Genomic DNA, 25655 nt, shown 5'->3' with positions numbered 1-25655 from the left:
CCGCATCAAACGCCTGGACCGGACCACCGGTCACCCGTCGGCGGCAAGGGTCGCCCGCGGTCCATTCGAAGAAAGCATCATCCCAAGGACATCCCCCGTGGCAAAAATCACCAAAACCTTCCAGTACGGCAAGCACACCGTCACGCTTGAAACCGGCGAAATCGCCCGTCAGGCCGGTGGCGCCGTCATCGTCAAGTTCGACGACACCGTGCTGCTGGTCTCCGCCGTGGCTGCCAAGAGCGCGCGTGAGGGCCAGGACTTCTTCCCGCTGACCTGTGACTATCAGGAGAAGTTCTACGCCGGTGGCCGTATCCCGGGTGGCTTCTTCAAGCGCGAAGGCCGCGCGACCGAAAAGGAGACGCTGATCTCGCGTCTGATCGATCGCCCGATCCGTCCGCTGTTCCCGGAAGACTACAAGAACGAAGTGCAGATCATCGCCACGGTGATGTCGCTGAACCCGGACATCGACGGTGACATCCCGGCGCTGATCGGTGCCTCGGCCGCGCTGTCGCTGGCGGGTACCCCGTTCAAGGGTCCGATCGCCGCTGCCAAGGTGGGTTACAAGAACGGTGAGTACATCCTCAACCCGACCGTGACCGAGCTGAAGGATTCGGAGCTGGAACTGGTTGTCGCCGGTACCGCCAACGCCGTGCTGATGGTTGAATCCGAAGCCGCGCTGCTGTCCGAGGACGTGATGCTGGGCGCCGTGACCTTCGGTCACCGCGAAATGCAGAAGGTCATCAATGCCATCAACGAGCTGACCGTGGAAGCCGGCACCAAGCCGTCGACCTGGGTTGCCCCGGCCAAGAACGAGGCGCTGATCAGCGCCCTGCAGGAAGCCGTCGGCCCGCGTCTGGCTGAAGCCTTCCAGGTGCGCGACAAGCTGCAGCGCCGCGACGCGATCGCCGCGATCAAGAAGGACGTGACCGAGTCGCTGGCTGGCCGCGTGGCCGCCGACGGCTGGAACCCGGCCGAGCTGTCGAAGGAATTCGGCGAGCTGGAATACAGCACCATGCGCAACTCGGTGCTGGACACCAAGGTCCGCATCGACGGCCGTGCGCTGGACACCGTCCGCCCGATCGCCGTGCAGACCGGCATCCTGCCGCGTACCCACGGTTCCTCGCTGTTCACCCGCGGTGAAACGCAGGCCATCGTGACCATCACCCTGGGCACTGCCCGTGATGGCCAGGTCATCGACGCCGTGTCCGGTGAGTACAAGGACAACTTCCTGTTCCATTACAACTTCCCCCCGTACTCGGTGGGTGAGACCGGCCGCATGATGGGCCCCAAGCGTCGCGAAATCGGCCACGGCCGCCTCGCCAAGCGCGGCGTGCTGGCAGTGATGCCGTCGCTGGAAGCCTTCCCGTACACCATTCGCGTGGTGTCGGAAATCACCGAATCCAACGGTTCCTCGTCGATGGCTTCGGTCTGCGGTTCCTCGCTGGCCCTGATGGACGCCGGCGTGCCGGTCAAGTCGCCGGTTGCGGGTATCGCGATGGGTCTGGTCAAGGAAGGCGAGCGCTTCGTCGTCCTGTCCGACATCCTGGGTGACGAAGATCACCTGGGCGACATGGACTTCAAGGTGGCCGGTACCGCTGAGGGCATCTCCGCCCTGCAGATGGACATCAAGATCGAAGGCATCACCGAAGAGATCATGAAGCAGGCACTACAGCAGGCAAAGGCTGGCCGTCTGCACATCCTCGGTGAAATGGCCCACGGCCTGACCGCACCGCGTCAGGAGCTGTCGGACTATGCGCCGCGTCTGCTAACCATCAAGATCCACCCGGACAAGATCCGCGAAGTGATCGGCAAGGGGGGTTCCACCATCCAGGCCATCACCAAGGAAACCGGCACCCAGATCGACATCCAGGACGACGGCACCATCGTCATCGCCTCGGTGAACGCGATCGCGGCGCAGGCTGCCAAGTCGCGCATCGAGCAGATCACCTCGGACGTCGAGCCGGGCCGCATCTACGAAGGCAAGGTCGCCAAGATCATGGACTTCGGTGCGTTCGTCACCATCCTGCCGGGCAAGGACGGCCTGGTCCACGTGTCGCAGATTTCCAGCGAGCGCGTCGAGAAGGTCGGCGACAAGCTGAAGGAAGGCGATGTGGTCAAGGTCAAGGTGCTGGAAGTCGACAAGCAGGGCCGTATCCGCCTGTCGATGAAGGCCGTCGAAGAAGGCGAGGGCGTGGCGGCCGAGTAATCGGCGCACGCGTTCGCGGAACGTGAGGACCGCAGGTCCTCACACCTTCGCACAACGAAAAAGCGGGCTTCGGCCCGCTTTTTCGTTATGTCCGCTGTGCTGTCGACGCGCCTAGACCAGGTCGTCTTCCCCGGCGTGTTCCACCTCGGTGGGATCGCACCACCACACCTGCCCTTCGGCAGGCGCGCTGGGGGTGCCTTCGCGGCGTTCGATCGCATCGATCACGCGCGCGGGCCCCGCAGCGACCCAGTCGGCGAGCAGGCGCTCGACCGCGGCCTTGCCCTGTGCACCGATACCCAGGCTGCGCTCCACCTGCCAATCGTCGTTGCCAGCGGCTCGCTCATCATGAGGTGCCGGGGCGTCCCGCGCGTGCGGCACGCCGTAGCTGCAGCGCAGGCACAGCGACCGGACCGACGCACTCCAGTCCTCGACATAGCCGATACCGGGCAGCCGGGCGTCCTCCAGTGCCGCCATGTCGTCCGCTGACGGACACCGGATGAACGCCACGAAGGTGGCGTGGTCCGATGCCTGCAGGGTCTGCAGCGCGTTGAACACTGGCACCGTGCCGCCGTTCAACGCGCGCTCGCCGGTCTTGGCACCATCGTGCAGGACGATATCGAACAGGCGATGCCCGCTGCTGCCGAATGGCACGTTCAGCACCCGCGCGCGCACCACGTCGATGCGCCGCGCGAACACTGTCTCACCACTGCCCCACGGATCAAGCCGGACGCAGATCATGCCGAAATCGGTGTCGATCGGACCGTCGCCGTCCGGTACGTTGATGCCGCACTTCGCCCACTGGCGGCGCGCTTCGGCCCAGTCGCCCAATGCCGTGGCGGCAATCCCTGCATTCCAGGCCGAGGCCTGGTCGAACGCGTCCTGCAGGGTCTGTGCGCGCAGGTTGTGCTGCAGCGAGGCGGGCCAGTCGCGCAGATACTTGTGCGCCAGGCCGCGCATGTAATGCAGGTACGGCACGTGCGGGGCATGCCCGCTGAGTTCACCGAACAGGTCGCTGGCCCGCTGCAGGTGGCCAGCGTCGAACGCGGCGTAGGCCTCCGCTTCGAGCGCCGCGAGGGTGTCGTTGTCCGGTGTGGAAAGTGAGGTGTCGGTGGTGTCGGCGATGTCGGTCATGCGTCGGCATATCGTTGGTATTCATGCGCACTGTAGCCGCTGCGCCCGTCGGTCGCGCATGCCATCGCATGGCATTGTGCGCTGTCGACATGTCCGGTCCCGACCTTGCGCTGACCTGGGCGCGGGCGTGCGGTCTGTCCGCCGGACGGGATTGCCGGACATCGCGTTCAAGGGGGCTGTTCCGCGCGTGGTGTCTGCTAACGTGGCCCGGCCTTCGACCCGGGAGATCCCATGTTCCGCCAGACCGTGGCTGTACTTGCTGTGCTCATCGCCGGCTGCCTGCCGATCGCCGCCTCCGCCGCCGACCCATTGCCGAAGGTGATCGGAGCCTACTATCCCGGCGGTTCTGCGGAGCGCTATCCGGTGGCGTCCATTCCGGCCGATACGCTGACCCATCTGTTCTATGCATTCGCCCGCATCGAGGACGGTCGCTGCGTGGTCGATGCGCAGGCCGATGGGCACTTCAAGGCGCTGGCCACGCTCAAGCGAGCACATCCGACACTGCACACCCTGATCTCCATCGGCGGCTGGAATGCCGGCGGCTTCTCCGACGCGGCGCTCACCGCCGAACGCCGGCAGCAGTTCGTGCGCTCCTGCGTGGCGTTGTTTTTCCAGCAGCACCGCGGCAGCTTCGATGGCGTCGATATCGACTGGGAGTTTCCCGTGTCCGGTGGCCCGGTGGAGATCACCGACCGCCCGGAAGACCGGCGCAACATGACCCTGCTGGTGCAGGAATTCCGCCGCCAGCTCGACGCGCTCGACGGCGGCCACGGTCTGCACCGGCTGCTGACCGCTGCGCTGCCGGCCGGCCGCGTGCAGACCGACGGTCCGTACGATCCCGCCCTGAGCTACGAGCTCAAGGCGCTCGGGCAGGCGCTCGATTTCATCACGCTGATGAGCTATGACATGGGCACCGGCTTCTCCAGAGTCTCCACGTTCAACGCGCCGCTGCGCGAGGTGCCGGCCGATCCGCTGGACCCGGCGCTGCGGCGCTGGAACAGCGTCGAGGGGGCGGTGGCCTACTACCAGCAGCACGGCGTACCGGCCGACAAGCTGGTGCTCGGCGTGCCGTTCTACGGGCGCGGCTTCCAGGTCACCACGCAGAGCGGCGACGGCCTGTACCAGCCGTACAGCGCCCCGTTCGACGCGGGCGACTGGCGCCACATCAAGACCGCGTTCCTCGATCAGCCCGGGTGGCAGCGGCATTGGCACCCGGTAGCGCAGTCGCCGTGGCTGTACAACGCCGCCGAGCGCGTGTTCATCAGTTATGAAGATCCGACCTCGATCGGCCTGCGCGCCGAGTTCGCCAGGGATCGCCAGCTGCGCGGCGTGTTCACCTGGGAGCTGACCGGCGACGACCCGCAGGGCAGCCTGCTGCAGGCGATGGCCGCGCCGTTCCTGCCTCACGCCAGGTAGCGCGATACCTCGATCAGGTTGCCGTCCGGATCGCGGAAGTACACCGACAGGATCGGCCCGGTGGCCCCGGTGCGCTGCACCGGGTCATCCTCGATGCGCACGTCCTGCGCGTGCAGATGGGCGAGGATCTCATCGATCGTGGCGTAGGTGATCAGGCACAGGTCTGCCGACCCCGGTGTGGGGCGCGCGGCCTTCGGTTCGAACTCGCGCCCGTGCGCGTGCAGGTTGATCTTCTGCAGTCCAAAACGCAGTGCGGTGCGCCCGCTGCCGAAGGTTTCCACCTGCATGCCCAGCACGCGCTGGTAGAACCTGCAGGTGGCATCAATGTCGGCCACGGTCAGTACGAGATGGTCGAGGCGGTCGATGTGCAGGTCGGTCATGGGCGTTGCGCAGGTGGGCAGGAACCGCTGCACGGTAAACACGGTCGCGGCAGCAAACGGTGATGGGCTACGGGACGCGCGCGGTGGCCCTGCGGTTATCGGCCCACACGCTGTTGGGGTCGCCGTGGTGGGCGCGGCGTCGCGTGGCGCGAGCCATCGCGGCAAAGCCCACTGCCATTGCCAGGGCGACACCGTCCACCCAGAACAACGGCCAGTAGCCGCGCAGCGCGCTGGTCCACAGCCATTGCCCGGTCATGGCGCCGTGGGCCACCGGCACCAGTGCGGTCACCATCGCCGCCGCCCAGAGCAGCTCCTGTGCGGCGCGTGACGGCGCCCGCAGGGCCGCCCACAGGGCGCAGCCGCCCCAGACCAGGAAGCAGGTCCAGCGCATCCCGGTGTCCGCGTACGACGGGGCCAGGTGTTCCAGCAGCTGGACGCTGACGAACGCGGCCGAAATGGCCACGCACAGCCCGATGCAGATCCCGACCGTGGCCCGTGCCATGTTCACCTGGGCGCGGCCCTGCTCGATCTGCCGACGCTTGCGGCGCGATTCGATCCACAGCAGGTTGCCCGAATAGAACAGGAAGGCGCCGCCCAGGCCGAGCGCGAAATAGAGCCACGGCACCGCGCCGTTGCCGAACTCGCCGAAGTGCAGCGCGTACGCGGCGGCCAGCGTGGCGTGGTTGGCATCGCGACGGCCAGGCAACTGCGTGTGCAGCACTTGGCCGGTGTTGGCATCCATCGCCACCGCGCCGAGCGGGCCGAGCGAGGCGCCGCCTTCGCCGGTGATCTCGATGACCGCGTTGGCATCGCCGGCGTTGGCCAGCTTCAGGTATGCCGGTTCGAAGTGCGGCAGGCCCTGGTCGGTGGCCACCGCGATCGCACGCGCATGCAGCATGGCCAGGCTGCCCGGTCGCACCGGCTCGCCGGCGGCGGCACGGATCGGGGCAGTGTCCATCGCCGTCGGCAGCGCCGCCATCAGCTTGCCCTGGTAGACCAGCGGGTTGAGCGCGGCCATCTGCAGGAACATCAGGCACAGCAGCGCGCCGGTCACCGCGAACAGCAGGTGGAAGGGCAGGCTGAGCACACCGATGACGTTGTGCGCGTCCTGCCACATCTGTTTGAGGTTGCGGCCCGGTCGCAGCGCGAACAGGTCGCCGGCCAGTCGAGGCAGGTGGATGACCAGCCCCGACAGCAGCGCTACGCCATACAGGAGGCTGACCACGCCCATCAGGTAGATTCCGGCCACCGGCAGGCCCAAGGTGTAGTGCAGCTCATTGACCAGCTCGGCCAGCCCGGCCTGGGGCGGCGTGGGGCTGCCGTCCACGTGGTCGGCCCAGGCGAACAGCCAGGTGCCCTTGGCGTCCTGCCAGTACGCCACGGTCTGCGGGGTTTCCGCGCCGGGGAAGGTCATGCCGATGTGCCGGCGCGCCTCCGGGTGCCGCGCGAGGACGCCGTCGAGCAGGTGCTGGGCATCGTCCAGGGTCTGTGCCGGTTGCTCCATCGCATGCGGCGCCTGCCACAGCGGCAGGTCGTGGTGGAACACGGTGATGGCACCGGCATAGAAGGCCACGAACAGCGCGAAGCCAGCCACCAGGCCGACCCAGGTGTGGAGCGTGGTGAACGTACGGAGCGTAAACGAGCTGAACTTCATCGGGACTCCGTCATTGCACCCACTGGGTGCTGCGCAGCAGCCACAACAGCGCGAAACCGAGAGCGGCAGCCACCCCCATTCCGGTCCATGCACGCAGGCCGGTGCGGAAGCTGAAGGCCCACACCGCCGCCAGCATCCACAGCGGGACGAAAGCGATCAGGCTCGGCACCACGGCCCGTTCCCAGGGGCCGGGCGGCAGCCAGGCCACCAGGCCGGTGGCCGCCGCGGCGACCAGGAAACCGGCCAGCAGCGCGGCGAAGGCGCGCGGCCACATCAGCCGCGCTCCGCGGCGTACGGGCGCGTCCACGCGGCCAGGTAGGGCAGCGCCATCGCGGCAAGCATCCAGCCGGCCAGGGTCACGCACAGGCCGGCAGCCAGCCCGAGCTGCCCCATCCACAGCCACAGCCCGGTCGCAAACGCCACCAGGCCGATGTGGCGGCCGAGTCGGCCGGCGCGTCGCAGGCGCGGCCAGCGGCAATGTGGCGAGGCGGCGTAGAAGGCCAGCGCGGAGAACGCCGAGGCGATGCCACCGAGCACGCAGTACAGCGCCGCAGCGAAGTCGGTACCTGTCACGGGTACGACGGCGGGGCGGGCCAGGCCTGGCGCGGAAGACGGGGCCGGGCAGGCCGGGCCCGGCGGACGGCGAGTGTCATGGCGGATCCTTGGGGGGAGGCGTCGCCGGACGTGGCACGGCGATCCGCGCATGGTAATCATTGCGGTTTCCGGGCGCCACAGCGCCACGTTCAGGCGCTGCCCGGGCAGGCGGAGCGGCATCGCGACCCGGATTGGTTTAAGATCAAGCCATCTCTACTGATGGCAACAAGGTGGCCCGCGCCCGGCGCCGGTCTAGCGTGTGACATGAGCACTACCACCGCCCACCGCTGAACGTCCCGACGGCCCCTGACGCAGGCGCCTTCGTGGCGCTTTTTTATTGCCGATTCCCCTGATTCCGTACCTTCGGCCCGCGCGGCGGGCCCACCAGCCAAAGCCTATTCATGATCGCCATCACGCTCCCCGACGGCAGCCGCCGTGAGTTCGAAAACCCCGTCAGTGTCATGGACGTCGCCCAGTCGATCGGCGCCGGCCTGGCCAAGGCCACCATCGCCGGTTCGGTGGATGGCGTGCTGGTCGATGCCAGCGACGTCATCGACCACGATGCCAGCCTGCGCATCATCACCGCCAAGGACGAGGAGGGGGTGGAGATCATCCGCCACTCCTGTGCCCACCTGGTCGGTCATGCGGTCAAGCAGCTCTACCCCGACGTCAAGATGGTGATCGGCCCGGTCATCGCCGAAGGCTTCTACTACGACATCTACGCCGAGCGCCCGTTCACGCCGGAGGACATGGCCGCGATCGAAAAGCGCATGGGCGAGCTGATCGCGCAGGACTACGACGTGATCAAGAAGGTGACCCCGCGTGCGGAGGTCATCGAGATCTTCAAGGCGCGTGGCGAGGACTACAAGCTGCGCCTGATCGAGGACATGTCCGATGACATCCAGGCGATGGGCATGTACTACCACCAGGAATACGTGGACATGTGCCGTGGTCCGCACGTGCCGAACACGCGCTTCCTCAAGGCCTTCAAGCTGACCCGCATTTCCGGTGCGTACTGGCGCGGCGATGCCAAGAACGAGCAGCTGCAGCGCATCTACGGCACCGCGTGGGCCGACAAGAAGCAGCTCGAGGCGTATATCAAGCGCATCGAGGAAGCCGAGATGCGCGATCACCGCCGCATCGGCAGGCAGCAGGAACTGTTCCACCTGCAGGAAGAGGCGCCGGGCCTGGTGTTCTGGCACCCCAAGGGCTGGGCGCTGTGGCAGGTGGTCGAGCAGCACATGCGCAAGGTGTACCGCGACAGCGGCTATGGCGAAGTGCGCTGCCCGCAGATCCTGGATGTCTCGCTGTGGCAGAAGTCCGGCCACTGGGACAACTACCAGGAAAACATGTTCTTCACCGAGTCGGAGAAGCGCACGTACGCGGTCAAGCCGATGAACTGCCCGGGTCACATCCAGGTGTTCAACCAGGGCCTGCACAGCTACCGCGACCTGCCGATCCGCTACGGCGAGTTCGGGTCGTGCCACCGCAACGAGCCGTCCGGCGCGCTGCACGGCATCCTGCGCGTGCGTGGTTTCACCCAGGACGACGGCCACGTGTTCTGCACCGAGTCGCAGATCGAAGCCGAAGTGACCGCGTTCCACCAGCAGGCGCTGGCGGTGTACACGACCTTCGGTTTCGAGGACATCCAGATCAAGATCGCGCTGCGCCCGGAAAAGCGCCTCGGTGATGACGCCACCTGGGACAAGGCCGAGGGCGCGCTGCGCTCGGCGCTGGGCAGCTGCGGCGTGGAATGGCAGGAACTGCCGGGTGAGGGCGCCTTCTATGGCCCGAAGATCGAGTACCACCTCAAGGACGCCATCGGCCGCACCTGGCAGCTGGGCACGATGCAGGTCGATTTCATGATGCCCGGCCGCCTTGGCGCCGAGTACGTGGACGAAAACAGCCAGAAGAAGCACCCGGTCATGCTGCACCGGGCCATCGTGGGCTCGATGGAGCGCTTCATCGGCATCCTGATCGAACACCACGCCGGTGCCTTCCCGTCCTGGCTGGCCCCGATCCAGGTGGTGGTGGCCAATATCACCGATGCGCAGGCTGAATACGTGTCCGAGGTCCGGAAAACCCTTGCAGATCAAGGCTTCCGGGTAAACGCCGATTTGCGCAACGAGAAGATCGGTTATAAGATTCGCGAGCATACGCTGCAGCGGGTCCCGTACCTGCTGGTGGTTGGCGACCGTGAGAAGGAAAATGGCGCCGTGGCCGTGCGTACGCGCTCTGGCGAAGATCTGGGCAGCATGTCCGTCCAGGCCTTCATCGAGCGGTTGCAGGCAGAACAGTCCGTGTAAGAAAGTCCCGGCCCTGCGGATGATCCGCTCAGGGCCGGTTTGATTCCTCTGGGAGATTGCAATATCAGTACCCCTGACAACAAACAGAACCGCAAGAATCAGGAAATCCGGGTGCCGCGCGTACGCGTGATCGGCAGCGACGGAGAAATGATTGGCGTGTTGACGCGTGACGAAGCGCTGTCGATGGCCGAAGACGAAGGTCTGGACCTGGTCGAGATTCAGCCGCAGGCTGATCCGCCGGTGTGCAAGATCATGGACTTCGGCAAGTTCAAGTTCGAAGCGCAGAAGAAGGCCAACGAGGCCAAGAAGAAGACCAAGCAGGTCGAGATCAAGGAAGTGAAGTTCCGCCCGGTCACCGATGAAGGCGACTACCAGATCAAGCTGCGCAAGATGCGCGGGTTCCTGGAAGAGGGCGACAAGATCAAGGTCAACATCCGCTTCCGTGGTCGTGAAATGAGCCATCAGGAACTGGGTCGCGAAATGGCCAACCGGATCGAAGCCGATCTGGGTGAGGACATCGTGATTGAGTCCCGTCCGCGCCTGGAAGGCCGGCAGATGGTGATGATGATCGCGCCGAAGAAGAAGTAACCGGCTGTCGGGCCTGCGCCCGACCGCGTGGGTGGACGCCGGGCCATGCCCGGCTGAACCCGCCGCCGCTGCCGGCAGAGTCGGTTCGCGTGAAAGGCAGGGGGCGCCAACGGCGCCTTCAGCCGCTCTGTGTAGACAGGGCGGGATGCCGCCCCCTGCGCGGTGTCCACACCCTTCAGGTTCGCGCACCCGCGCCAAACGCCCGTTCAATCAATCGGTTGCAAGTGTCTGTCTGCGCGGGCATAATGGGCGGCCCCGTATTGCGGGGGTGCTGTTTTGAACGGTTTCACGCTTTTCAACGGCAACAGGACCGGCCTGGTTCCCAGTGGGGATCCCGGGCTTACAAGCAGGCAAGGGCACGGACGGAAAGTGTGGCAATGCCACCGCCCTGGTCAGTGACAAAACACCATCAAGGACATTGCAATGCCCAAGATCAAGACCAACCGGGCGGCGGCCAAGCGTTTCCGCAAGACCGCCTCCGGCAAGTTCAAGGCTGGCCACGCCAACCGTAGCCACATCCTCACGAAGAAGTCGACCAAGCGGAAGCGCAATCTGCGTCAGACGAACCATGTTCGTGCAGAAGACGCAGGCCGTTTGAACCGTATGCTTCCCTACCTCTGAGGACTGACCCATGGCACGAGTAAAGCGTGGCGTACAGGCGCGTCGCCGTCACAAGAAAATCCTGACCCTGGCGAAGGGTTATTACAACGCTCGCCGCAAGGTCTTCCGCGTTGCCAAGCAGGCCGTGATCAAGGCACAGCAGTACGCCTACATCGGTCGTAAGCAGAAGAAGCGCAATTTCCGTTCGCTGTGGATCACCCGCATCAACGCGGCTGCCCGCATCAACGGCCTGAGCTACAGCCGTTTCATGAATGGCCTGCTCAAGTCCGGCATCACCCTAGACCGCAAGGTTCTGGCTGACATCGCCGTGCACGACGCAGCCGGTTTTGCTGCACTGGCCGAAAAGGCCAAGGGCGCACTGGCGGCATAAGTCCATTCCCCTGCCGTTGCCGTTCACGCGCAACGGCTGTGGGTAAGGCAAATGCATGGGGAAGGGCGCAAGTCCTTCCCCATTCTTTTTTGTGTTGGCGATGGCCCTCCCGGTGCCATCGCTCGACAGCGGTGGCGACGGGGGTCGGCCCGACGCGCATCGCGATGGCATACCGACGCGAGGCTCCGGCTATCCATGAGTGACATCCAATCCCTGACCACCCAGGCGCTGGCCGACGTGGCTGCTGCCCAGAGCCCGGACGCGCTGGAAGCCCTGCGCGTGGCACTGCTCGGCAAGAGCGGCAGCATCACCGCCCAGCTCAAGCAGCTCGGCGCACTGCCCGCCGACGAGCGCAAGGCCGCCGGTGAGGCGATCAACCGTGCCCGCGACGCGCTGACCACCGCGCTGGGCGAACGCAAGGCCGTGCTGGAAGACGCTGCGCTCGACGCGCGCCTGGCCGCCGAAGCGATCGACATCACCCTGCCGGGGCGCCGCGACGAACGTGGTGGCCTGCATCCGGTCACCCGTACCCTGGAGCGCATCACCGAGATCTTCGGCCGCCTCGGGTATGAACTGTCCGAAGGTCCGGAAATCGAAGACGACTGGCACAACTTCGAAGCCCTGAACTTCCCGCCGCACCACCCGGCGCGTGCGATGCACGACACCTTCTATTTCGGCGATGGCCGCCTGCTGCGCACGCATACCTCCGGTGTGCAGGTGCGCTACATGGGCGACCACGCGCCGCCGCTGCGCATGATCGCCGCCGGCAAGGTCTATCGCAGCGACAGCGACCAGACCCACTCGCCGATGTTCCACCAGGTCGAAGGCCTGCTGGTCGACGAGCATTCCACCTTCGCCGACCTGAAGGGCACGCTGTCCGAGTTCGTGCGCGCCTTCTTCGAGCGCGACTTCGAGATGCGCTTCCGCCCCAGCTACTTCCCGTTCGTCGAACCCGGCGCCGAAGTGGACATCGCCTGGCAGCAGCCCGACGGCAGCACCCGCTGGCTGGAAGTGCTCGGTTGCGGCATGGTCCACCCGAACGTGCTGCGCAACGTGGGCATCGATCCGGAGCGCTACACCGGCTTCGCGTTCGGCCTGGGCGTGGAGCGTTTCGCGATGCTGCGCTACGGGGTCAACGACCTGCGCGCGTTCTTCGAGAACGATGTGCGGTTCCTGAAGCAATTCGCCTGATGACGGCATGCCGGGCAGCGCCCGGCACCACGATTGTTGAATTACGGCCAGGCGCATGCGCCGGCCCACCAGGGTGACACCATGAAATTCTCTGAAAACTGGCTGCGCAGCCACGTCCCGACCACCGTTTCGCGCGATGAACTCGGCGCGGTGCTGACCGCCATCGGCCTCGAAGTGGAAGAGGTCGATGCATTGGGCGAGGGCCTGCAACATGTGGTAGTGGCGCGGATCGTGTCCGCCGAACGCCATCCGGAAGCCGACCGCCTGCAGATCTGCCAGGTCGACGCAGGGCAGGGCGAGCACCTGCAGATCGTCTGCGGTGCCCCGAACGCGCGCGCCGGGCTGGTTGCACCGCTGGCGATGGTTGGTGCGCAGATCGGCGAGCTGAAGATCAAGCCGGCGCAGCTGCGCGGCGTGGCCTCCAACGGCATGCTGTGCTCGGCCAGGGAACTGGGCCTGGACAGCGATGCCTCGGGTCTGTTCGAGCTGCCCGACGATGCGCCGGTCGGCCAGTCGCTGGTGGAGTACCTCGGCCTGCCCGACGCCAGCATCGAGATCAAGCTGACCCCCAACCGCGCCGACTGCTTCAGCATCCGCGGCATCGCCTTCGACGTGGCCGCCGCGTGCGCCAGCGAAGTGGTGCCGTTCGATGCCGCACCGGTCGCGGCCGTGGGCAGCCGTGAGCTGACCATTGCGCTGCAGGCCGGCGCCGAGGCACCGCGTTTCGTTGGCCGCGTCATCGAAGGCGTCAACCCGCGCGCGGCAACCCCGCTGTGGATGGCCGAGCGCCTGCGCCGCAGCGGCGTGCGGCCGGTGTCGCTGCTGGTGGACATCACCCAGTACGTGATGCTGGAACTGGGCCAGCCGATGCACGCCTACGACCTGGACACCCTGCAGGGCAGCATCGGCGTGCGCCGTTCGCGCGCCGGCGAATCCGTGAAACTGCTCGACGGCCGCGACGCCGCGCTGGACGACAGCTTCCTGGTGGTGACCGACGCGGACCGTCCGGTCGCGCTGGCCGGCCTGATGGGCGGCTTCGATACCCGTGTCACCGACGACACCACTGCCGTGTTCCTGGAGGCGGCGCACTTCGCGCCGGCCGCCATCATGGGCCGCGGCCGCAAGCTGGGCCTGCATACCGATGCCGGACACCGCTTTGAGCGGGGCGTGGACCCGGCGTTGCCGCGTACGGCGGTCGAGTACGCTACCCGTCTGATCCTGGACCTGGCCGGCGGCACGCCGGCACCGGTGACCGAAGCCGTCAATGCCGGCGACCTGCCGGCAACCGCTGCCATCACCCTGCGCCGCGCGCGCATCGCCCGTGTGCTGGGCATCCAGATCGCCGATGCCGACGTGGAGCGGATCCTGCGCGCGCTGGGCATGGACGTGACCGCCGCGGCCGAGGGCTGGCAGGTCACCGCGCCGAGCCGTCGCTTCGACATCGCCATTGAAGAAGACCTGATCGAGGAACTGGCCCGTATTCACGGCTACGAGCGCATCCCGACCACGCTGCCGGGCGGTGCCTCGCGCGTGGCGATGCCCAGTGAGACCCGACTGGACGACCTCAGCACCCGCCGGCAGCTGGTGGCCCGCGACCTGCAGGAAACCATCAATTACGCCTTCGTCGACGCCAACCTGCTCGCGCAGTGGCAGCTCGCCGAGGCGCTGGTGCCGCTGGCCAACCCGCTGTCGGCCGAACTGGCCGTGATGCGCCCGTCGCTGCTGCCGGGCCTGGTCGCCACGCTGGGGCGCAATGCCGCCCGCCAGCTGGGCCGCGTGCGCCTGTTCGAGCTGGGCCGCGTGTTCCACCGCCAGGCCGGCGAGGGCCAGCCGGCACCGCTGGAAACCCAGCGTGTGGCTGCGGCCATCTGTGGCGACGCCGATACCCAGCAGTGGGGCATCGCTTCGCGCAAGGTGGACTTCCACGACCTCAAGGGCGACCTGGAGTCGCTGGCCGCCGCCAGTGGCGCGGTACTGACCTTCCAGCCGTCGCAGCGCCCCTACGGCCACCCGGCACGGTCAGCCGAGGTGCTGCGCGACGGCGTCAACCTGGGCTGGATCGGCCAGGTCCACCCGCGCCTGGCCAAGGCGCTGGACATCGACGTGGACGTGTACGCCTTCGAGCTGGACCTGGCGGCGTTGGCCGCCCGCGCCCTGCCGCGTGCCAACGAGCTGTCGCGTTACCCCTCGGTGCGCCGCGACCTGGCCTTCCTGGTGCCCGAAGCGGCCGCCTGGACGGACCTGGAGGCAACCCTGCGCCGGGCCGTCGGGCCGCTGCTGCGGGAAGTCATCCTGTTCGACCGGTACGTCGGGCAGGGGGTCGAGCCAGGCTTCAAGAGTCTCGCTATGGGCTTGATTTTGCAGGACAAGTCGCGCACTCTGACGGACCGCGACGTGGATTCGGTAGTGGCCGAGGCGGTCACTGTCATGGAGCGTGAACACCACGCCCGGATCCGTGGTTGAGCGGGAAGCATGGGGGTAGCAGGCAATGGCATTGACCAAGGCTGAGATGGCCGAAAAGCTGTTCGACGAAGTCGGTCTGAACAAGCGTGAAGCCAAGGAATTTGTCGACGCGTTCTTCGATGTGTTGCGAGAGGCATTGGAACAGGGACGTCAGGTGAAGCTCTCCGGCTTCGGCAATTTCGACCTGCGGCGCAAGAACCAGCGCCCGGGTCGCAATCCCAAGACCGGCGAGGAAATTCCTATTTCCGCCCGCACGGTGGTCACCTTCCGTCCGGGCCAGAAGCTCAAGGAAAGGGTGGAGGCATATGCTGGATCCGGGCAGTAACCGCGAACTTCCGCCGATACCGGCCAAGCGCTACTTCACCATCGGTGAGGTCAGCGAGCTGTGCGATGTCAAACCGCACGTGCTGCGCTACTGGGAAACCGAGTTTCCCAGTCTCGAGCCGGCCAAGCGGCGCGGCAACCGTCGCTACTACCAGCGCCACGACGTGCTGATGGTGCGCCAGATCCGCGGCCTGCTCTACGAACAGGGCTACACGATCGGCGGCGCGCGGCTGCGCCTGGAAGGCGCCGGCGCGCGCGACGAATCGGCACTGAGCAACCAGATCATCAGGCAGACGCGGATGGAATTGGAAGAAGTGCTGCAATTGCTGCGCCGCTGAACCCTTTTTCGATCGGATCGTTTATACTCGTCGGCCCGCTGCAAGGCGGGGACATTGCCAGCATCATCGGGGCGTAGCGCAGCCTGGTAGCGCATCTGCCTGGGGGGCAGAGGGTCGTCGGTTCAAATCCGGCCGTCCCGACCATTGTTGGCGATCAGAACAAGGGCTTGCACAGCGATGTGCGGGCCCTTTTTCGTTGGACGCTGTTCCAACGTGCCTAGTCGAAGTAGAACGACACGCCCAGCCCGGCCTGCAGATCGGGGCTGGCGTTGTCCAGGCCGACATCGAACGAGGCATCCAGCTGCACGCGCGGGCGCAGCATCCAGGTCACGCCGGCACCGGCGATGGCGGTGGAGGGGTCGCCGTCGCTGTTGGTGAAGCCCAGTTCGACATAGCTGCTGACCGTGTCGGTGAGCGCCACGCTGAGGCTGGGCGACCAGGTGAATTCGTCCGCGCCCGCGCCGCGCACTGCGTTGGCGTACAGCGCGCCGCTCCACCGGTCGTTGAAGGTGTATTCGTAGCTGGCCCCGAGCGCGTACTGTGTGCCGCCCTCGGAGAAGTCGCGGTCGCCGGTGGCGAATGTGCTGCTGGCGAGCAGGGCCACACTGTGCCGGTCCGATCCCGTGGGCAGGGCGAATTTGAGCGCCAGGCCGGCATCGCCCGCACCGCGTTCGGTGTGGGTGGGGCCGCCGCGCGGACGCAGCTGCAGCCGGTTCCACGGCGTGGCGAAGGCCTGCAGCTCCAGCCGTTCGGCCAGGCCCATGCGCAGGGTGATGTCGCTGCTGTACTGCGTGCTCAGCACGCCGTCGGCGTCGCGATCACGTTCCAGGCTGGGCAGGCCCAGTTCCAGCGCGAGCGCGCCACGCGGCACAGTGTCGGTGGAGAAGCCGATGCCGGGACGATCGAACGACGGCGGTTGCGTGTCGTCGCTGCCCTGGGCATGGGCGGTGGCGGCGAACAACAGCAGGCATGCAGCAACAGGCAGGCGCATCGACAACTCCCGGACAGGCAGCGGAACCACGGACCGTCCGCCGGCGGCGGACACGGCCGGGAGTATGCACACTCCGGCCGCGCGCGGATGTGCAGGGCGCGGCGGCGATGCGGCCGCCTCGCTCAGTGTGCCGGTCGCGTCATTGCCATCAGGGCGTGCAGGACGCGGTCGGTGTCGCCGGCGGCGGGCCGTCCCGTGCAGGCGCTTTGCAGCCATACGCCGTCGGCGGCGTAGCGGGCCGCGATCAGGCGTGGGTCGCGGCCTTCTTCGGGATGCTGCTGCAGGCGCTCGTGCAGCCAGCGACGGCGGGCGCTGATCCAGTCCGGTTCAACGCAGCGGGTGTGCGCGCCGGTGGCCGCCGAGCGCGACGCGTCCAGCAGCGTGGCGATGTAGGCGCGCGAGAAGCGGCCGTAGGCCATCGGGTCGATGGCCATGCGTTGGCGCACGGCGTCGTCGAAGCGCAACACCGCGGCCGCGCTGGCCTCCGTCGCGGGAACGGGTACGCCCGGGTGGGGCGCATGCGTGATCTTGCTGCTCGGGTTCATCGGTCGACTCCGTGGCGGGCGGGGGAATACAGAATCCATTCAATGACGGCGCGGCGGTCCGGCTCGATCTGCAGAGCGCGTCCGGTGATACGACGTACGGGTCCCCCGGGCATGGTCAGAAGCCGTAACTGAGGGAGACGGCCGCCGAATCCATATGGTCGCCGCGCGTCATCGGGCTGTCGCGCACCGCATCGGACAGCCGGCTGCGGCGCAGCGAGGCGGTGCCGGTCCAGTGCGTGCCCAGCGGCATCACCACGGTGACATCCATGTACGGCGACGCGCCGCTGCCGGCCTCGTAGCGGGCCAGGCCGCTGCGCAGCGCTTCGGCTTGGCTGACACCGAAGTAGTAATCGTTGAGTTTGCTGCTGGCGTAGTTGACGCCCACGCCCGGAATCAGCCGCACCTTGCCCACCGGCAGCGGGTAGCTGTAGCGCGCATCGGCAGCGACGCCGCCGCCGTGGCCGGTGACCTCGGCCTCGGCGCTGGCCTGCACCACGCCCCAGTCGGCGCTGTGGCGCCAGGCCAGACCGGCCATGCCGGACAGGCTGCGGTTGGAGAGCTGACGCAGCTGCGGGTTGTCGGTGTCGCGGTGCTTGAAGCGCATCATGTACGGCGACAGCGTGGCCGACAGCTCCGTGCCACCCTGATTGACCAGGCGGTAGCCCACCGCGCCGCCGCGGAAGTAGAACGATCTGCCTTCATAGCTGATCAGCGGCGCGGGGATGGTATCGGTGTCGTAGCCGGCGTAGGGCGACTTCAGGGCCACCACGGCCACTCCGACGCTGGTGCGTTTGGGAGCCGGGGCGGTGTCCCCGGCCTGGGCGGCGGGAACGGCCACCAAGGGCAGCAGTGCCAGCAGGGTGGCGGCCGGATGACGCGGGAGAGCGGGAAGACGGAGCTGCATGTACCTGTCGCGGGGGGAGGATCAGCGGACAGGATGGACGGCCTACATTGTCGGAACGTTGCGCTGGATCGCGCGGTACCATCGAGCCCCCCGCTCGCCCCCCGTATCCCGCATGCGCATCCTCCTGCTCGAAGACGACCCGGAAATGGCCGGCGCCATCCAGGTGAGCCTGGGCCGGCACGGCATGGTCGTGGACGTGGTGGGCAGCATGGCCCAGGCCGCCGAAGCGCTGCGCGCCGGCGTGCACCAGATCCTGCTGCTGGACCGACAACTGCCCGATGGCGACGGTGCCGGCTTCGTGCAGGTGGCGCGCGGACTGATCGCCAACCTGCCGGTGATCATGCTGACCGCGCGCGGATCGGTCGCCGACCGGGTGACCGGGCTGGACGTCGGTGCGGACGATTACCTGACCAAGCCGTTCGCGGTCGAGGAGCTGCTGGCGCGCATCCGTGCGATCTCGCGGCGGCCCTCGCAGATCGCATTGCCTGAACTGGCGCTGGGGCGGCTGCAGTTTGATTTCGTGGCGCGCCAGGCCAGCGTGGACGGTGTACTGCTCGCGCTGCCGCGACGGCAGTTGCTGGTGCTTGAAGCGCTGGCGCTGCGCCAGGGACGCACGGTGGCGCGCGCGGCGCTGCTCGAAGCGGTGTACGGCTTCGACGATGCGATCCAGTCCAACGCGCTGGACGCGCACGTGTCCAAGCTGCGCAAGGCACTGGCCGAAGCCGATGCGCGCGTGGAGGTGCACGTGATGCGCGGCATCGGCTATCTGTTGAAGGAGGCGTCATGAAGTTCCTCAAGCCCGGCTCGCTGTCCTTCAGCCTGGCCTGGAAGATCTGCCTGATCCAGATCACGATGGTGGCCATCGCACTGGGCGCGCTGGTGCTGGCGTACGGCGACCGCAGCGCGGCCTACATCGACTGGAACCTGAGCCAGACCCTGGCCGATGCGATCCAGGTCCACGACGACGCGCTGCGCGTGGACTGGGTGGCGGTGAATGCGGTGAGCCGTGATCGCCCGGCGGGCTTCTGGTTCGTGGCCGCCGATGAGCAGGGACGGCGCTTGACCCACGGTACCGTGCCGCCTGTCTACCGGTCGCTGGTGCAGCAGCTTCAGCACATAGAACCCACCGACGTCCGCACCCGCACCCGTGGCGATGAGCTCGCCGTGCGGGTGATGGTGGGCGAGCATGGCGACGACCGCGTGCACGTGATGATGGGCGGCATGCCGCAGCACGGATTGTGGCGGCAGATGCTGGTGGTGATGCGCTATCTCGGGGGCTGGATCGCCGGCCCGCTGATCGTGATCACGCTGGTGGCCGCGCCCTGGGTGATCCATCGTTCGCTGCGCGGGGTGAACCGCGTGGCCGCGCAGGCCGCCGCGATCCAGGTCACCGAGCGCGGCACCGGGCTGGACACGCGTGCGGTGCCGGCCGAGATCTACCCGCTGGTGGACGCCTTCAACGCAGCCGTGCGGCGGATCGGCGAAAGCTACGACGCGCAGGACCGTTTCCTGGCCGGCGCCGCGCACGAACTGCGCATGCCTATTGCGATTCTGGCCACGCGCATCGCCAACCTGCCCGCAGGTGCCGAGCGCGCACGCCTGCAGCTGGACCTGAGCCGGCTGGGCAACATCACCGAACAGCTGTTGGACCTGCAGCGCCTGGACCACCATGCCAGCCAGTCGCAGCGGGTGGACCTGGCCGCACTGACCGGCGACGTGGCCGGCGACGTGGCGCCGCTGGTGGTCGACGCCGGCTATGCGTTCTCGGTGGACGCGCCGTCGCAGCCGGTGTGGGTCCGTGGCGACCCGCATGCGCTGCACCGCGTGGTGGCCAGCCTGGTGCAGAACGCCATCGCGCATGGCGGCGGCCGCGGCACCATCGAGATCGCGCTGGACCCCGCCGCCGAGCTGTGTGTCAGCGATGACGGCCCCGGGGTGCCGCTGGCCGAGCGTGAATCGATCTTCGAACCGTTCCACCGGCTGCGTCCCAGCGGCAGCGGCAGCGGGCTGGGCCTGCACCTGGCACGCGAGATCGTGCATCGCCACGGCGGCACCATCGCCGTGGTGGAGGCGGCCACCGGCGGCGCGCGGTTCCGCATGCGGCTGCCGCTGGACAGCGCGTTGCCATGACCTATGGCAGGCGAAGCGCCCGGCGTGGGGGCGAAGAATCGGTCGGGTTCCCCCTTTCCTGGCGAGGCTGCATGAATCTGTCCCTGTGTGTACGTACTGCGGCCGTTGCCGCCGTGCTGTCGCTGTCAGCCTGTGCGACCACCGATGACGTTGCCGGCCCGCCGCAGTGCGAGGACTCGCCGCTGGTCAAGGAACTGCCCGACCAGGTGGCCCGGCGCGAAAGCCGGTGCCGCGACAGCATCCAGGTGTGGTCCAGCGAGAAGCGCGGCAGTGACCAGCCGCTGGACTTCAGCGGCAAGAACAAGGGCGATTGAGCCGTAGGCCGTGACCGCTCAGCGCGGTTGCGGCGTTTTCGCTGCCGGGCTGGCGCAGTAGGCGTCGATCGCCGCAGGCGTGTTGTCCAGGCCTTGTGCCTTGGCCAGCTCCCACGGCCGCTCGCACTGGCCGCTGCGCGCGCACCAGCGATAGCCGGCCGAGCCGATGCAGCCGTGGCTGTCGCGGTCGCCGCCGACAACAGGGGGCGAGGGCGGCGCTGACGGCACCGCGGGCGAGCAGGCGGCCAGCAGGCCGCAGGACAACAGAAGCGACAGGGCAGTCCTCATCGGGGCGGTGTCCGGGGGGCGATGGCCGCAGGGTAACGCCCTGCGGGCCCGCGATCCTGACGGCGTCCTCACCTGGCGCCGATGCGCCTGGGGTTCACCTGTCCATCACCACCGCTTGGGTGTGATGGCCCGGGCACGGCAGGGAGGCTGGCATCCGCACAGCCCCGCGCGTTGCCCCGGGAGAATCCGCATGATGCCTGTTTCCGCCGTGCGTTGGGCCCTGATTGCGCTTGCCGCCGCGTGCGTGCCGCCACCGGCGCAGGCCTGCACCCGCCTGGTGTATCTGGGCGACAACCAGGACGTGATCACCGCCCGCTCGATGGACTGGAAGACCGACGTCGCCACCAACCTGTGGGTGTTTCCGCAGGGTATCGCACGCGAGGGACAGGCCGGGCGCAATTCGATCCGCTGGACCTCGCGCTACGGCAGCGTGATTGCCAGCGGCTATGACATCTCCACCACCGACGGCCTCAACGAGGCCGGCCTGTCGGCGAACCTGCTGTGGCTGGTCGAATCGGAGTATCCGCAGCAGCGCAGCGGCAAGCCGGGCCTGGCGATCTCGCTGTGGGCGCAGTATGTACTCGACAATTTCGCTACCGTGGCCGAGGCGGTCGCCGCGCTGGAGCGCGAGCCGTTCTCGATCGTCACCGATGCGGTGCCCGGCGAAGCACGGCTGGCCACGCTGCACCTGTCCATGTCCGATGCCACCGGCGACAGTGCCATCGTCGAGTACATCGGCGGCCGCCAGGTCATCCACCATGACCGGGCCTACCAGGTGATGACCAACTCGCCGGTGTTCGAACAGCAGCTGGCGCTCAACAGCTACTGGCAGCAGATCGGTGGCACGGTGATGCTGCCGGGAACGAACCGATCGGCCGACCGGTTCGCGCGCGCGTCGTTCTACGTCAACGCCATTCCCAAAAGCGAGGACCCGGTGGTCGCGCTGGCCAGCGTGTTCAGCGTGATCCGCAACGTCTCGGTGCCCTACGGCATCGCCACGCCGGGCGAACCGAACATTTCATCCACGCGCTGGCGTACCGTGGCCGACCACAAGCGCCGGCTGTACTTCTTCGAATCCGCGCTGACGCCGAACACCTTCTGGGTGGACCTCAACAGGATCGACTTCTCGCGGGCGACCGGCAGGGTTCTCACGCTGGACCTTGGACCGGACCAGCGCAATGTGTTCGCCGGCGACGCGCTGCCGCAGTTCCGGCCGTCGGCACCGTTCGCGTTCCTGGGCACGCCGGACTGAGCGGCTGGCCGGATCACGCCGGCCGGTCGGAGTCGAAAATTCAGACTATTCCGATGTTCCAAACGGAAGGGGCGATCTATCGTGGTTCCCGAGAGCTGGACGCTCTCCCGATGCCCCCGCGTGTGCCACCGGTTCCAGGGAACTGGAGGGTCGCCGCGTGCCCCCGCCACGGAAACGATAGGAATGCCCATCATGTTGATCACCGTGCAATGCCAGGAGCGCCAATGGCGCGTGGTTCATCCGTCGCGCCCGGACGCCATCGATTTCCCGAATGGTGCAGTGGCGTTTGATTTCGCCGATGCGATGGCGCGCGAGCATCACGCCAGTACCGGCGGCGCCAGCGCCGTGCGCGTGGAAGTGCAGGACGCGGCAGTGGAAGCGGTGCGTTACGGGTAACCGCGCCCGCGGGCGGAGGGTTCCCCGTGCCAGCGCCAGCCGCCGCAGTGCCCGCGGCGTCCGCTGGATACGCTGGGGACGTGGCCGATGCGGGTCCGGGAAGCGTCGGATCCGCTGATCGCGCTGCAGCCGCGCCGGGTCTGCGCCATCGACGGCTGTTCCACACGCCGCCGCCGCAGCGCATGCTGGAGGTGATGGTCTGCAGTGGCAGACGTGACAGCACCTCACGTGCGTCAGTCAGGCAGGCGTCGGTTACCTAAATAGGGCATGAAATCGACGACTTCCGGCCTATGTCGCCTACGGCCGCTTTGCCACATCCTGTTCGCCACCACCACACACGGTTTCGAGGCAGGCATGAGGAGCAATGGGATGAGGCAGGGAAAGCAGCGATGGCTGTGGGCGTTGCTGCCTTCGATGCTGGTGCTGGGCGCCACCGCGCACGCGCAGCAGTACGAACGCTATGACGACGGCTACAACAGTGGCCCGGTGCGCTGCGAGTCGAACAAGAACCGCACCCAGCAGTGTCCGCTGGACGGCCGCGCGCGGCTGGTGCGGCAGATTTCCGGCTCGCCGTGCATCGAAGGCGAGACCTGGGGCCAGGCACGCAATGGCGTGTGGGTGACCCGGGGCTGCCGTGCGGAGTTCATCGCCGAGCGTGGGCGTCCCTCGCATGGCGGTGGCCACTGGAATGGCGGCGGCGGCTGGAACAACGGCGGCGGCCGTGGCGAGATCATCAGCTGCGACTCCAAGGACCGTCGCGATCGCCGCTGCAACGTCACTATCCGCCGCGATGTGCGGCTGGTACGCCAGACCTCGGGCACGGCGTGCATCGAGGGGCAGACGTGGGGTTGGGACCGCAATGGCGTGTGGGTGACCGGCGGTTGCCGCGGCCAGTTCCTGGTCAACTGATTCCACCCGGGCCCCGTGCCTCGGGCGTCAGAAAAATCTGATACAGATCACAGTTTCGATGGATTACTGTGCGCGTCGTGGGCCGAATGCGGCCCCGACGCGCCAGAGTGACCGCGCCACGCTGGCGGCGGTCACGCTCTGGCCCGATATGCCGCCTCAAGGAGAGAGCAACGCATGTTGATCCGCCTGCAACTGGACGAGCGCCTGTGGCGCGTGGTCCACCCGGACAAGCCCGACGGGCTGCGTTTCCGCAACAGTGCCATCGCCTTTGATTTCGCCGACGCGTTGGCGCGCCTCCACCACGCCGATACCGGCCAGCGCAGCGCGGTGCGTGTGGAAGCCAGCGGTGCCTGCGTGGAAGCTGTGAGCTACGGCTGAGCGCGCGGTACCGGGCAACGCCCGGCACGCGCGGCGGGACTCAGCCTGCCGCGCTGAGCGGCTGGCCGAGGGTGGCCAGGGTCGGCCAGCGCTTGAGCACGGCGGCACGGATGCCGGCGGCATCGATACCGGCTTCGGCCAGCAGATCCTCGCGGCTGGCGTGGTGCTGGAAGCTGTCGGGCAGGCCCAGGTGCAGGAACGGCCGCAGCACGTCCTCGGCATTGAGCAGTTCGGCCACGCCGGAGCCGGCGCCGCCGGCCACGACGTTGTCCTCGAGGGTCACAAAGCCGTCATGGCGCTGCGCCAGCTCCAGCAGCAGGTCGCGGTCGAGCGGCTTGATGAAGCGCATGTTGACGACCGTCAGGCCGAGTTCGCGGCCCACTTCCTCGGCCGCCGGCAGGGTGCTGCCGAATGCGAGCAGGGCAACACGACTGCCGGGCACGCGTACCTCGGCCTTGCCGATCTCCAGTGTGGACAGGTCGGTCCCGGCCGCCACGCCGGTGCCGCTGCCGCGCGGGTAGCGCACAGCGGCCGGGCCGGGGTAGCGCAGGCCGGTGGTCAGCATCTGGCGGCATTCGGCTTCGTCCGACGGCGCCATCACCACCATGTGGGGCACGCAGCGCAGGAAGCTCAGGTCCAGGTTGCCGGCGTGCGTGGCGCCATCCGGGCCGACCACGCCGGCGCGGTCGATCGCGAACAGCACGTCCAGCTGCTGGACGGCCACGTCATGGACCAGCTGGTCGTACGCGCGCTGCAGGAACGTGGAGTAGATCGCCACGACGGGTTTGGCGCCCTGGGTGGCCATGCCGGCGGCGAGGGTGACGGCATGCTGCTCGGCGATGGCCACGTCGAAGTAGCGCTCCGGGTACTCCTTGCTGAAACGCACCAGGCCGGACCCTTCGCGCATCGCCGGGGTGATGCCGAGCAGGCGCGGTTCGGCGGCGGCGGCATCGCACAGCCAGTCGCTGAAGACGTCGGTATAGGTCGGCTTCTTGGCGCCGCCCTTGGCGATCAGGCCCTTGTCCGGATCGAACGGACCCACGGCGTGGTAGCCGATCTGGTCGCCTTCGGCGCGTTCGTAGCCCTTGCCCTTGGTGGTCATCACGTGCAGCAGCTTCAGACCCTTGAGGCTCCGGAGCGTCTTCAGCGTGGCCACCAGCGCCGGAATGTCGTGGCCGTCGATCGGCCCGGTGTAGTGGAAGCCCATTTCCTCGAAGAACGTGGACGGCACGAACATGCCTTTCCAGTGCTCTTCCCAGCGCTTGACGAAGCGCGCGGTGGGGTTGTTCTTCTTGTCGCCGAGAATCTTCTTGCCACCCTCGCGCAGCGCATTGAGCGTGCGGCTGCCGGTGGCGCGGCCGAGCATCTTGGTCAGTCCGCCGACGGCCTCGGAGATCGACATGTTGTTGTCGTTGAGGATCACCAGCAGGTTCGGCTCGGTCTCCATGCCGCCGGCGTGGTTCAGCGCCTCATAGGCCATGCCGGCGGTCATCGCGCCGTCGCCGATCACCGCCACTACCTTGCGGTCGTCGCCTTCGCGCTGGCGGGCGATGGCCATGCCGAGCGCGGCCGAGATCGAGGTCGAGGAATGACCGACGCCGAAGGTGTCGAATTCGCTTTCTTCGCGCTTGGGGAACGGCGCCACGCCGTCCTTCTGCTTGACGCTGTGGATCTGGTCGCGGCGGCCGGTCAGGATCTTGTGCGGGTAGGTCTGGTGCCCCACGTCCCACACCAGCTGGTCGACCGGCGTCTGGTACAGATAGTGAAGCGCGACAGTCAGTTCGATCACGCCCAGGCCTGCGCCGAAGTGGCCGCCGCTCTTGCCGACCGATTCGATCAGGTACGCGCGCAACTCGTCGGCAATGGCGGGCAGTTCGGATTCTTCGAACCTGCGCAGATCATCCGGTGACTGGATGCGCGCGAGGCGGGGATAGCGTGCGGAATCGATCATTTTTATCGCGCTTCT

The 25655-nt window shown here is 67.4% G+C and carries 27 protein-coding genes and 1 tRNA gene; 18 read left to right on the top strand and 10 right to left on the bottom strand.

Annotated elements, in window-relative coordinates:
• The first annotated feature begins 97 nt into the window (after window positions 1-97).
• The gene (gene pnp / locus GDJ08_RS14950) at window positions 98-2206 is read left to right on the top strand and encodes a polyribonucleotide nucleotidyltransferase (protein ID WP_017355942.1); all 2109 of its coding nucleotides are present in this window, start codon (window positions 98-100) and stop codon (window positions 2204-2206) included.
• Between the two features lie 111 nt (window positions 2207-2317).
• Here the strand turns inward: pnp and GDJ08_RS14945 are convergent, their stop codons facing one another.
• Window positions 2318-3337, bottom strand: coding sequence for a tetratricopeptide repeat protein (locus GDJ08_RS14945; protein WP_153165179.1), 1020 nt, complete (start codon window positions 3335-3337; stop codon window positions 2318-2320).
• Between the two features lie 231 nt (window positions 3338-3568).
• Between GDJ08_RS14945 and GDJ08_RS14940 the strand changes: the two genes are divergently transcribed.
• Window positions 3569-4753 (top strand): glycoside hydrolase family 18 protein, encoded by a 1185-nt coding sequence (locus GDJ08_RS14940; protein ID WP_153165178.1) that lies wholly within the window; start codon window positions 3569-3571, stop codon window positions 4751-4753.
• On the opposite strand, the gene GDJ08_RS14935 is transcribed toward GDJ08_RS14940, so the two are convergent.
• The 4 genes from GDJ08_RS14935 to GDJ08_RS14920 all read right to left on the bottom strand — a co-directional run bounded on the left by GDJ08_RS14935 (window position 4741) and on the right by GDJ08_RS14920 (window position 7360).
• A complete protein-coding gene (locus tag GDJ08_RS14935; RefSeq protein WP_206147362.1) occupies window positions 4741-5124 on the bottom strand; it encodes a VOC family protein in 384 nt (127 codons plus the stop codon). The two genes, GDJ08_RS14940 and GDJ08_RS14935, sit on opposite strands and share 13 nt — an antisense overlap.
• A 76-nt stretch (window positions 5125-5200) precedes the next feature.
• Window positions 5201-6787 carry a PepSY-associated TM helix domain-containing protein gene (locus GDJ08_RS14930; RefSeq protein WP_153165176.1) on the bottom strand — a complete coding sequence of 529 codons (1587 nt, stop codon included), beginning with the start codon at window positions 6785-6787 and terminating at the stop codon, window positions 5201-5203.
• Between the two features lie 10 nt (window positions 6788-6797).
• A complete protein-coding gene (locus tag GDJ08_RS14925; RefSeq protein WP_136003224.1) occupies window positions 6798-7061 on the bottom strand; it encodes a hypothetical protein in 264 nt (87 codons plus the stop codon).
• Window positions 7061-7360, bottom strand: a complete 300-nt coding sequence (locus GDJ08_RS14920) for a hypothetical protein (protein ID WP_136003225.1) — start codon at window positions 7358-7360, stop codon at window positions 7061-7063. Before GDJ08_RS14920 ends, GDJ08_RS14925 begins: the two co-directional genes overlap by 1 nt.
• Window positions 7361-7782: 422 nt before the next feature.
• On the opposite strand from GDJ08_RS14920, the gene thrS reads away from it, so the two are divergent.
• The 9 genes from thrS (at window position 7783) to GDJ08_RS14875 (ending at window position 15726) form a co-directional block, all read left to right on the top strand.
• Window positions 7783-9687: a threonine--tRNA ligase gene (gene thrS, locus GDJ08_RS14915; protein ID WP_017355267.1), complete on the top strand. Its 1905-nt coding sequence runs from the start codon at window positions 7783-7785 to the stop codon at window positions 9685-9687.
• Between the two features lie 48 nt (window positions 9688-9735).
• Entirely contained in the window at window positions 9736-10275 is a 540-nt protein-coding gene (gene infC, locus GDJ08_RS14910) for a translation initiation factor IF-3 (RefSeq protein ID WP_026070650.1), read from the top strand.
• A gap of 423 nt (window positions 10276-10698) precedes the next feature.
• A complete protein-coding gene (gene rpmI, locus GDJ08_RS14905) occupies window positions 10699-10896 on the top strand; it encodes a 50S ribosomal protein L35 (RefSeq protein WP_017355265.1) in 198 nt (65 codons plus the stop codon).
• 10 nt (window positions 10897-10906) lie between these two features.
• Window positions 10907-11266, top strand: coding sequence for a 50S ribosomal protein L20 (gene rplT, locus GDJ08_RS14900; RefSeq protein WP_017355264.1), 360 nt, complete (start codon window positions 10907-10909; stop codon window positions 11264-11266).
• Between the two features lie 195 nt (window positions 11267-11461).
• Window positions 11462-12457, top strand: coding sequence for a phenylalanine--tRNA ligase subunit alpha (locus GDJ08_RS14895; protein WP_017355263.1), 996 nt, complete (start codon window positions 11462-11464; stop codon window positions 12455-12457).
• 81 nt (window positions 12458-12538) lie between these two features.
• Window positions 12539-14920, top strand: coding sequence for a phenylalanine--tRNA ligase subunit beta (gene pheT, locus GDJ08_RS14890; protein WP_153165175.1), 2382 nt, complete (start codon window positions 12539-12541; stop codon window positions 14918-14920).
• Window positions 14921-14945: 25 nt separating this feature from the next.
• Window positions 14946-15245, top strand: a complete 300-nt coding sequence (locus GDJ08_RS14885; RefSeq protein WP_005410432.1) for an integration host factor subunit alpha — start codon at window positions 14946-14948, stop codon at window positions 15243-15245.
• Window positions 15226-15582 (top strand): MerR family transcriptional regulator, encoded by a 357-nt coding sequence (locus GDJ08_RS14880; protein ID WP_017355261.1) that lies wholly within the window; start codon window positions 15226-15228, stop codon window positions 15580-15582. Before GDJ08_RS14885 ends, GDJ08_RS14880 begins: the two co-directional genes overlap by 20 nt.
• Window positions 15583-15649: 67 nt before the next feature.
• Window positions 15650-15726 (top strand) — tRNA-Pro (locus GDJ08_RS14875).
• A gap of 73 nt (window positions 15727-15799) precedes the next feature.
• Here GDJ08_RS14875 and GDJ08_RS14870 read toward each other — a convergent pair.
• The 3 genes from GDJ08_RS14870 to GDJ08_RS14860 all read right to left on the bottom strand — a co-directional run bounded on the left by GDJ08_RS14870 (window position 15800) and on the right by GDJ08_RS14860 (window position 18022).
• On the bottom strand, window positions 15800-16573 hold the full coding sequence (locus tag GDJ08_RS14870) for a transporter (RefSeq protein WP_153165174.1): 774 nt from the start codon (window positions 16571-16573) through the stop codon (window positions 15800-15802).
• 122 nt (window positions 16574-16695) lie between these two features.
• Window positions 16696-17118 carry a hypothetical protein gene (locus tag GDJ08_RS14865; RefSeq protein WP_153165173.1) on the bottom strand — a complete coding sequence of 141 codons (423 nt, stop codon included), beginning with the start codon at window positions 17116-17118 and terminating at the stop codon, window positions 16696-16698.
• Between the two features lie 115 nt (window positions 17119-17233).
• The gene (locus tag GDJ08_RS14860) at window positions 17234-18022 is read right to left on the bottom strand and encodes a MipA/OmpV family protein (RefSeq protein ID WP_229296532.1); all 789 of its coding nucleotides are present in this window, start codon (window positions 18020-18022) and stop codon (window positions 17234-17236) included.
• A 112-nt stretch (window positions 18023-18134) separates the two neighbouring features.
• On the opposite strand from GDJ08_RS14860, the gene GDJ08_RS14855 reads away from it, so the two are divergent.
• From GDJ08_RS14855 to GDJ08_RS14845, 3 genes are all read left to right on the top strand, one after another.
• Window positions 18135-18809: a response regulator transcription factor gene (locus tag GDJ08_RS14855; RefSeq protein ID WP_017355257.1), complete on the top strand. Its 675-nt coding sequence runs from the start codon at window positions 18135-18137 to the stop codon at window positions 18807-18809.
• On the top strand, window positions 18806-20152 hold the full coding sequence (locus GDJ08_RS14850) for a sensor histidine kinase (RefSeq protein ID WP_153165172.1): 1347 nt from the start codon (window positions 18806-18808) through the stop codon (window positions 20150-20152). Before GDJ08_RS14855 ends, GDJ08_RS14850 begins: the two co-directional genes overlap by 4 nt.
• Before the next feature lie 71 nt (window positions 20153-20223).
• Complete coding sequence (locus GDJ08_RS14845; protein WP_153165171.1) at window positions 20224-20466, top strand: hypothetical protein; 243 nt, start codon at window positions 20224-20226, stop codon at window positions 20464-20466.
• Window positions 20467-20484: 18 nt separating this feature from the next.
• Here GDJ08_RS14845 and GDJ08_RS14840 read toward each other — a convergent pair whose 3' ends face one another.
• Complete coding sequence (locus GDJ08_RS14840) at window positions 20485-20754, bottom strand: peptidase (RefSeq protein WP_165699822.1); 270 nt, start codon at window positions 20752-20754, stop codon at window positions 20485-20487.
• A 193-nt stretch (window positions 20755-20947) separates the two neighbouring features.
• On the opposite strand from GDJ08_RS14840, the gene GDJ08_RS14835 reads away from it, so the two are divergent.
• The 4 genes from GDJ08_RS14835 (at window position 20948) to GDJ08_RS14820 (ending at window position 23689) form a co-directional block, all read left to right on the top strand.
• A complete protein-coding gene (locus GDJ08_RS14835; RefSeq protein WP_153165233.1) occupies window positions 20948-22006 on the top strand; it encodes a linear amide C-N hydrolase in 1059 nt (352 codons plus the stop codon).
• Window positions 22007-22198: 192 nt separating this feature from the next.
• Window positions 22199-22402, top strand: a complete 204-nt coding sequence (locus GDJ08_RS14830) for a hypothetical protein (protein WP_017355252.1) — start codon at window positions 22199-22201, stop codon at window positions 22400-22402.
• Between the two features lie 369 nt (window positions 22403-22771).
• Complete coding sequence (locus GDJ08_RS14825; protein ID WP_229296531.1) at window positions 22772-23311, top strand: DUF3011 domain-containing protein; 540 nt, start codon at window positions 22772-22774, stop codon at window positions 23309-23311.
• A gap of 174 nt (window positions 23312-23485) precedes the next feature.
• A complete protein-coding gene (locus GDJ08_RS14820) occupies window positions 23486-23689 on the top strand; it encodes a hypothetical protein (protein WP_017355250.1) in 204 nt (67 codons plus the stop codon).
• A 40-nt stretch (window positions 23690-23729) separates the two neighbouring features.
• Here the strand turns inward: GDJ08_RS14820 and dxs are convergent, their stop codons facing one another.
• Complete coding sequence (gene dxs / locus GDJ08_RS14815; RefSeq protein WP_153165170.1) at window positions 23730-25640, bottom strand: 1-deoxy-D-xylulose-5-phosphate synthase; 1911 nt, start codon at window positions 25638-25640, stop codon at window positions 23730-23732.
• Between the last annotated feature and the right edge of the window lie 15 nt (window positions 25641-25655).

It is taken from the genome of Stenotrophomonas nematodicola (genome assembly GCF_009467805.1).
Taxonomy (GTDB): domain Bacteria; phylum Pseudomonadota; class Gammaproteobacteria; order Xanthomonadales; family Xanthomonadaceae; genus Stenotrophomonas; species Stenotrophomonas nematodicola.
This window is presented reverse-complemented; position numbering and strand designations above follow the sequence as displayed.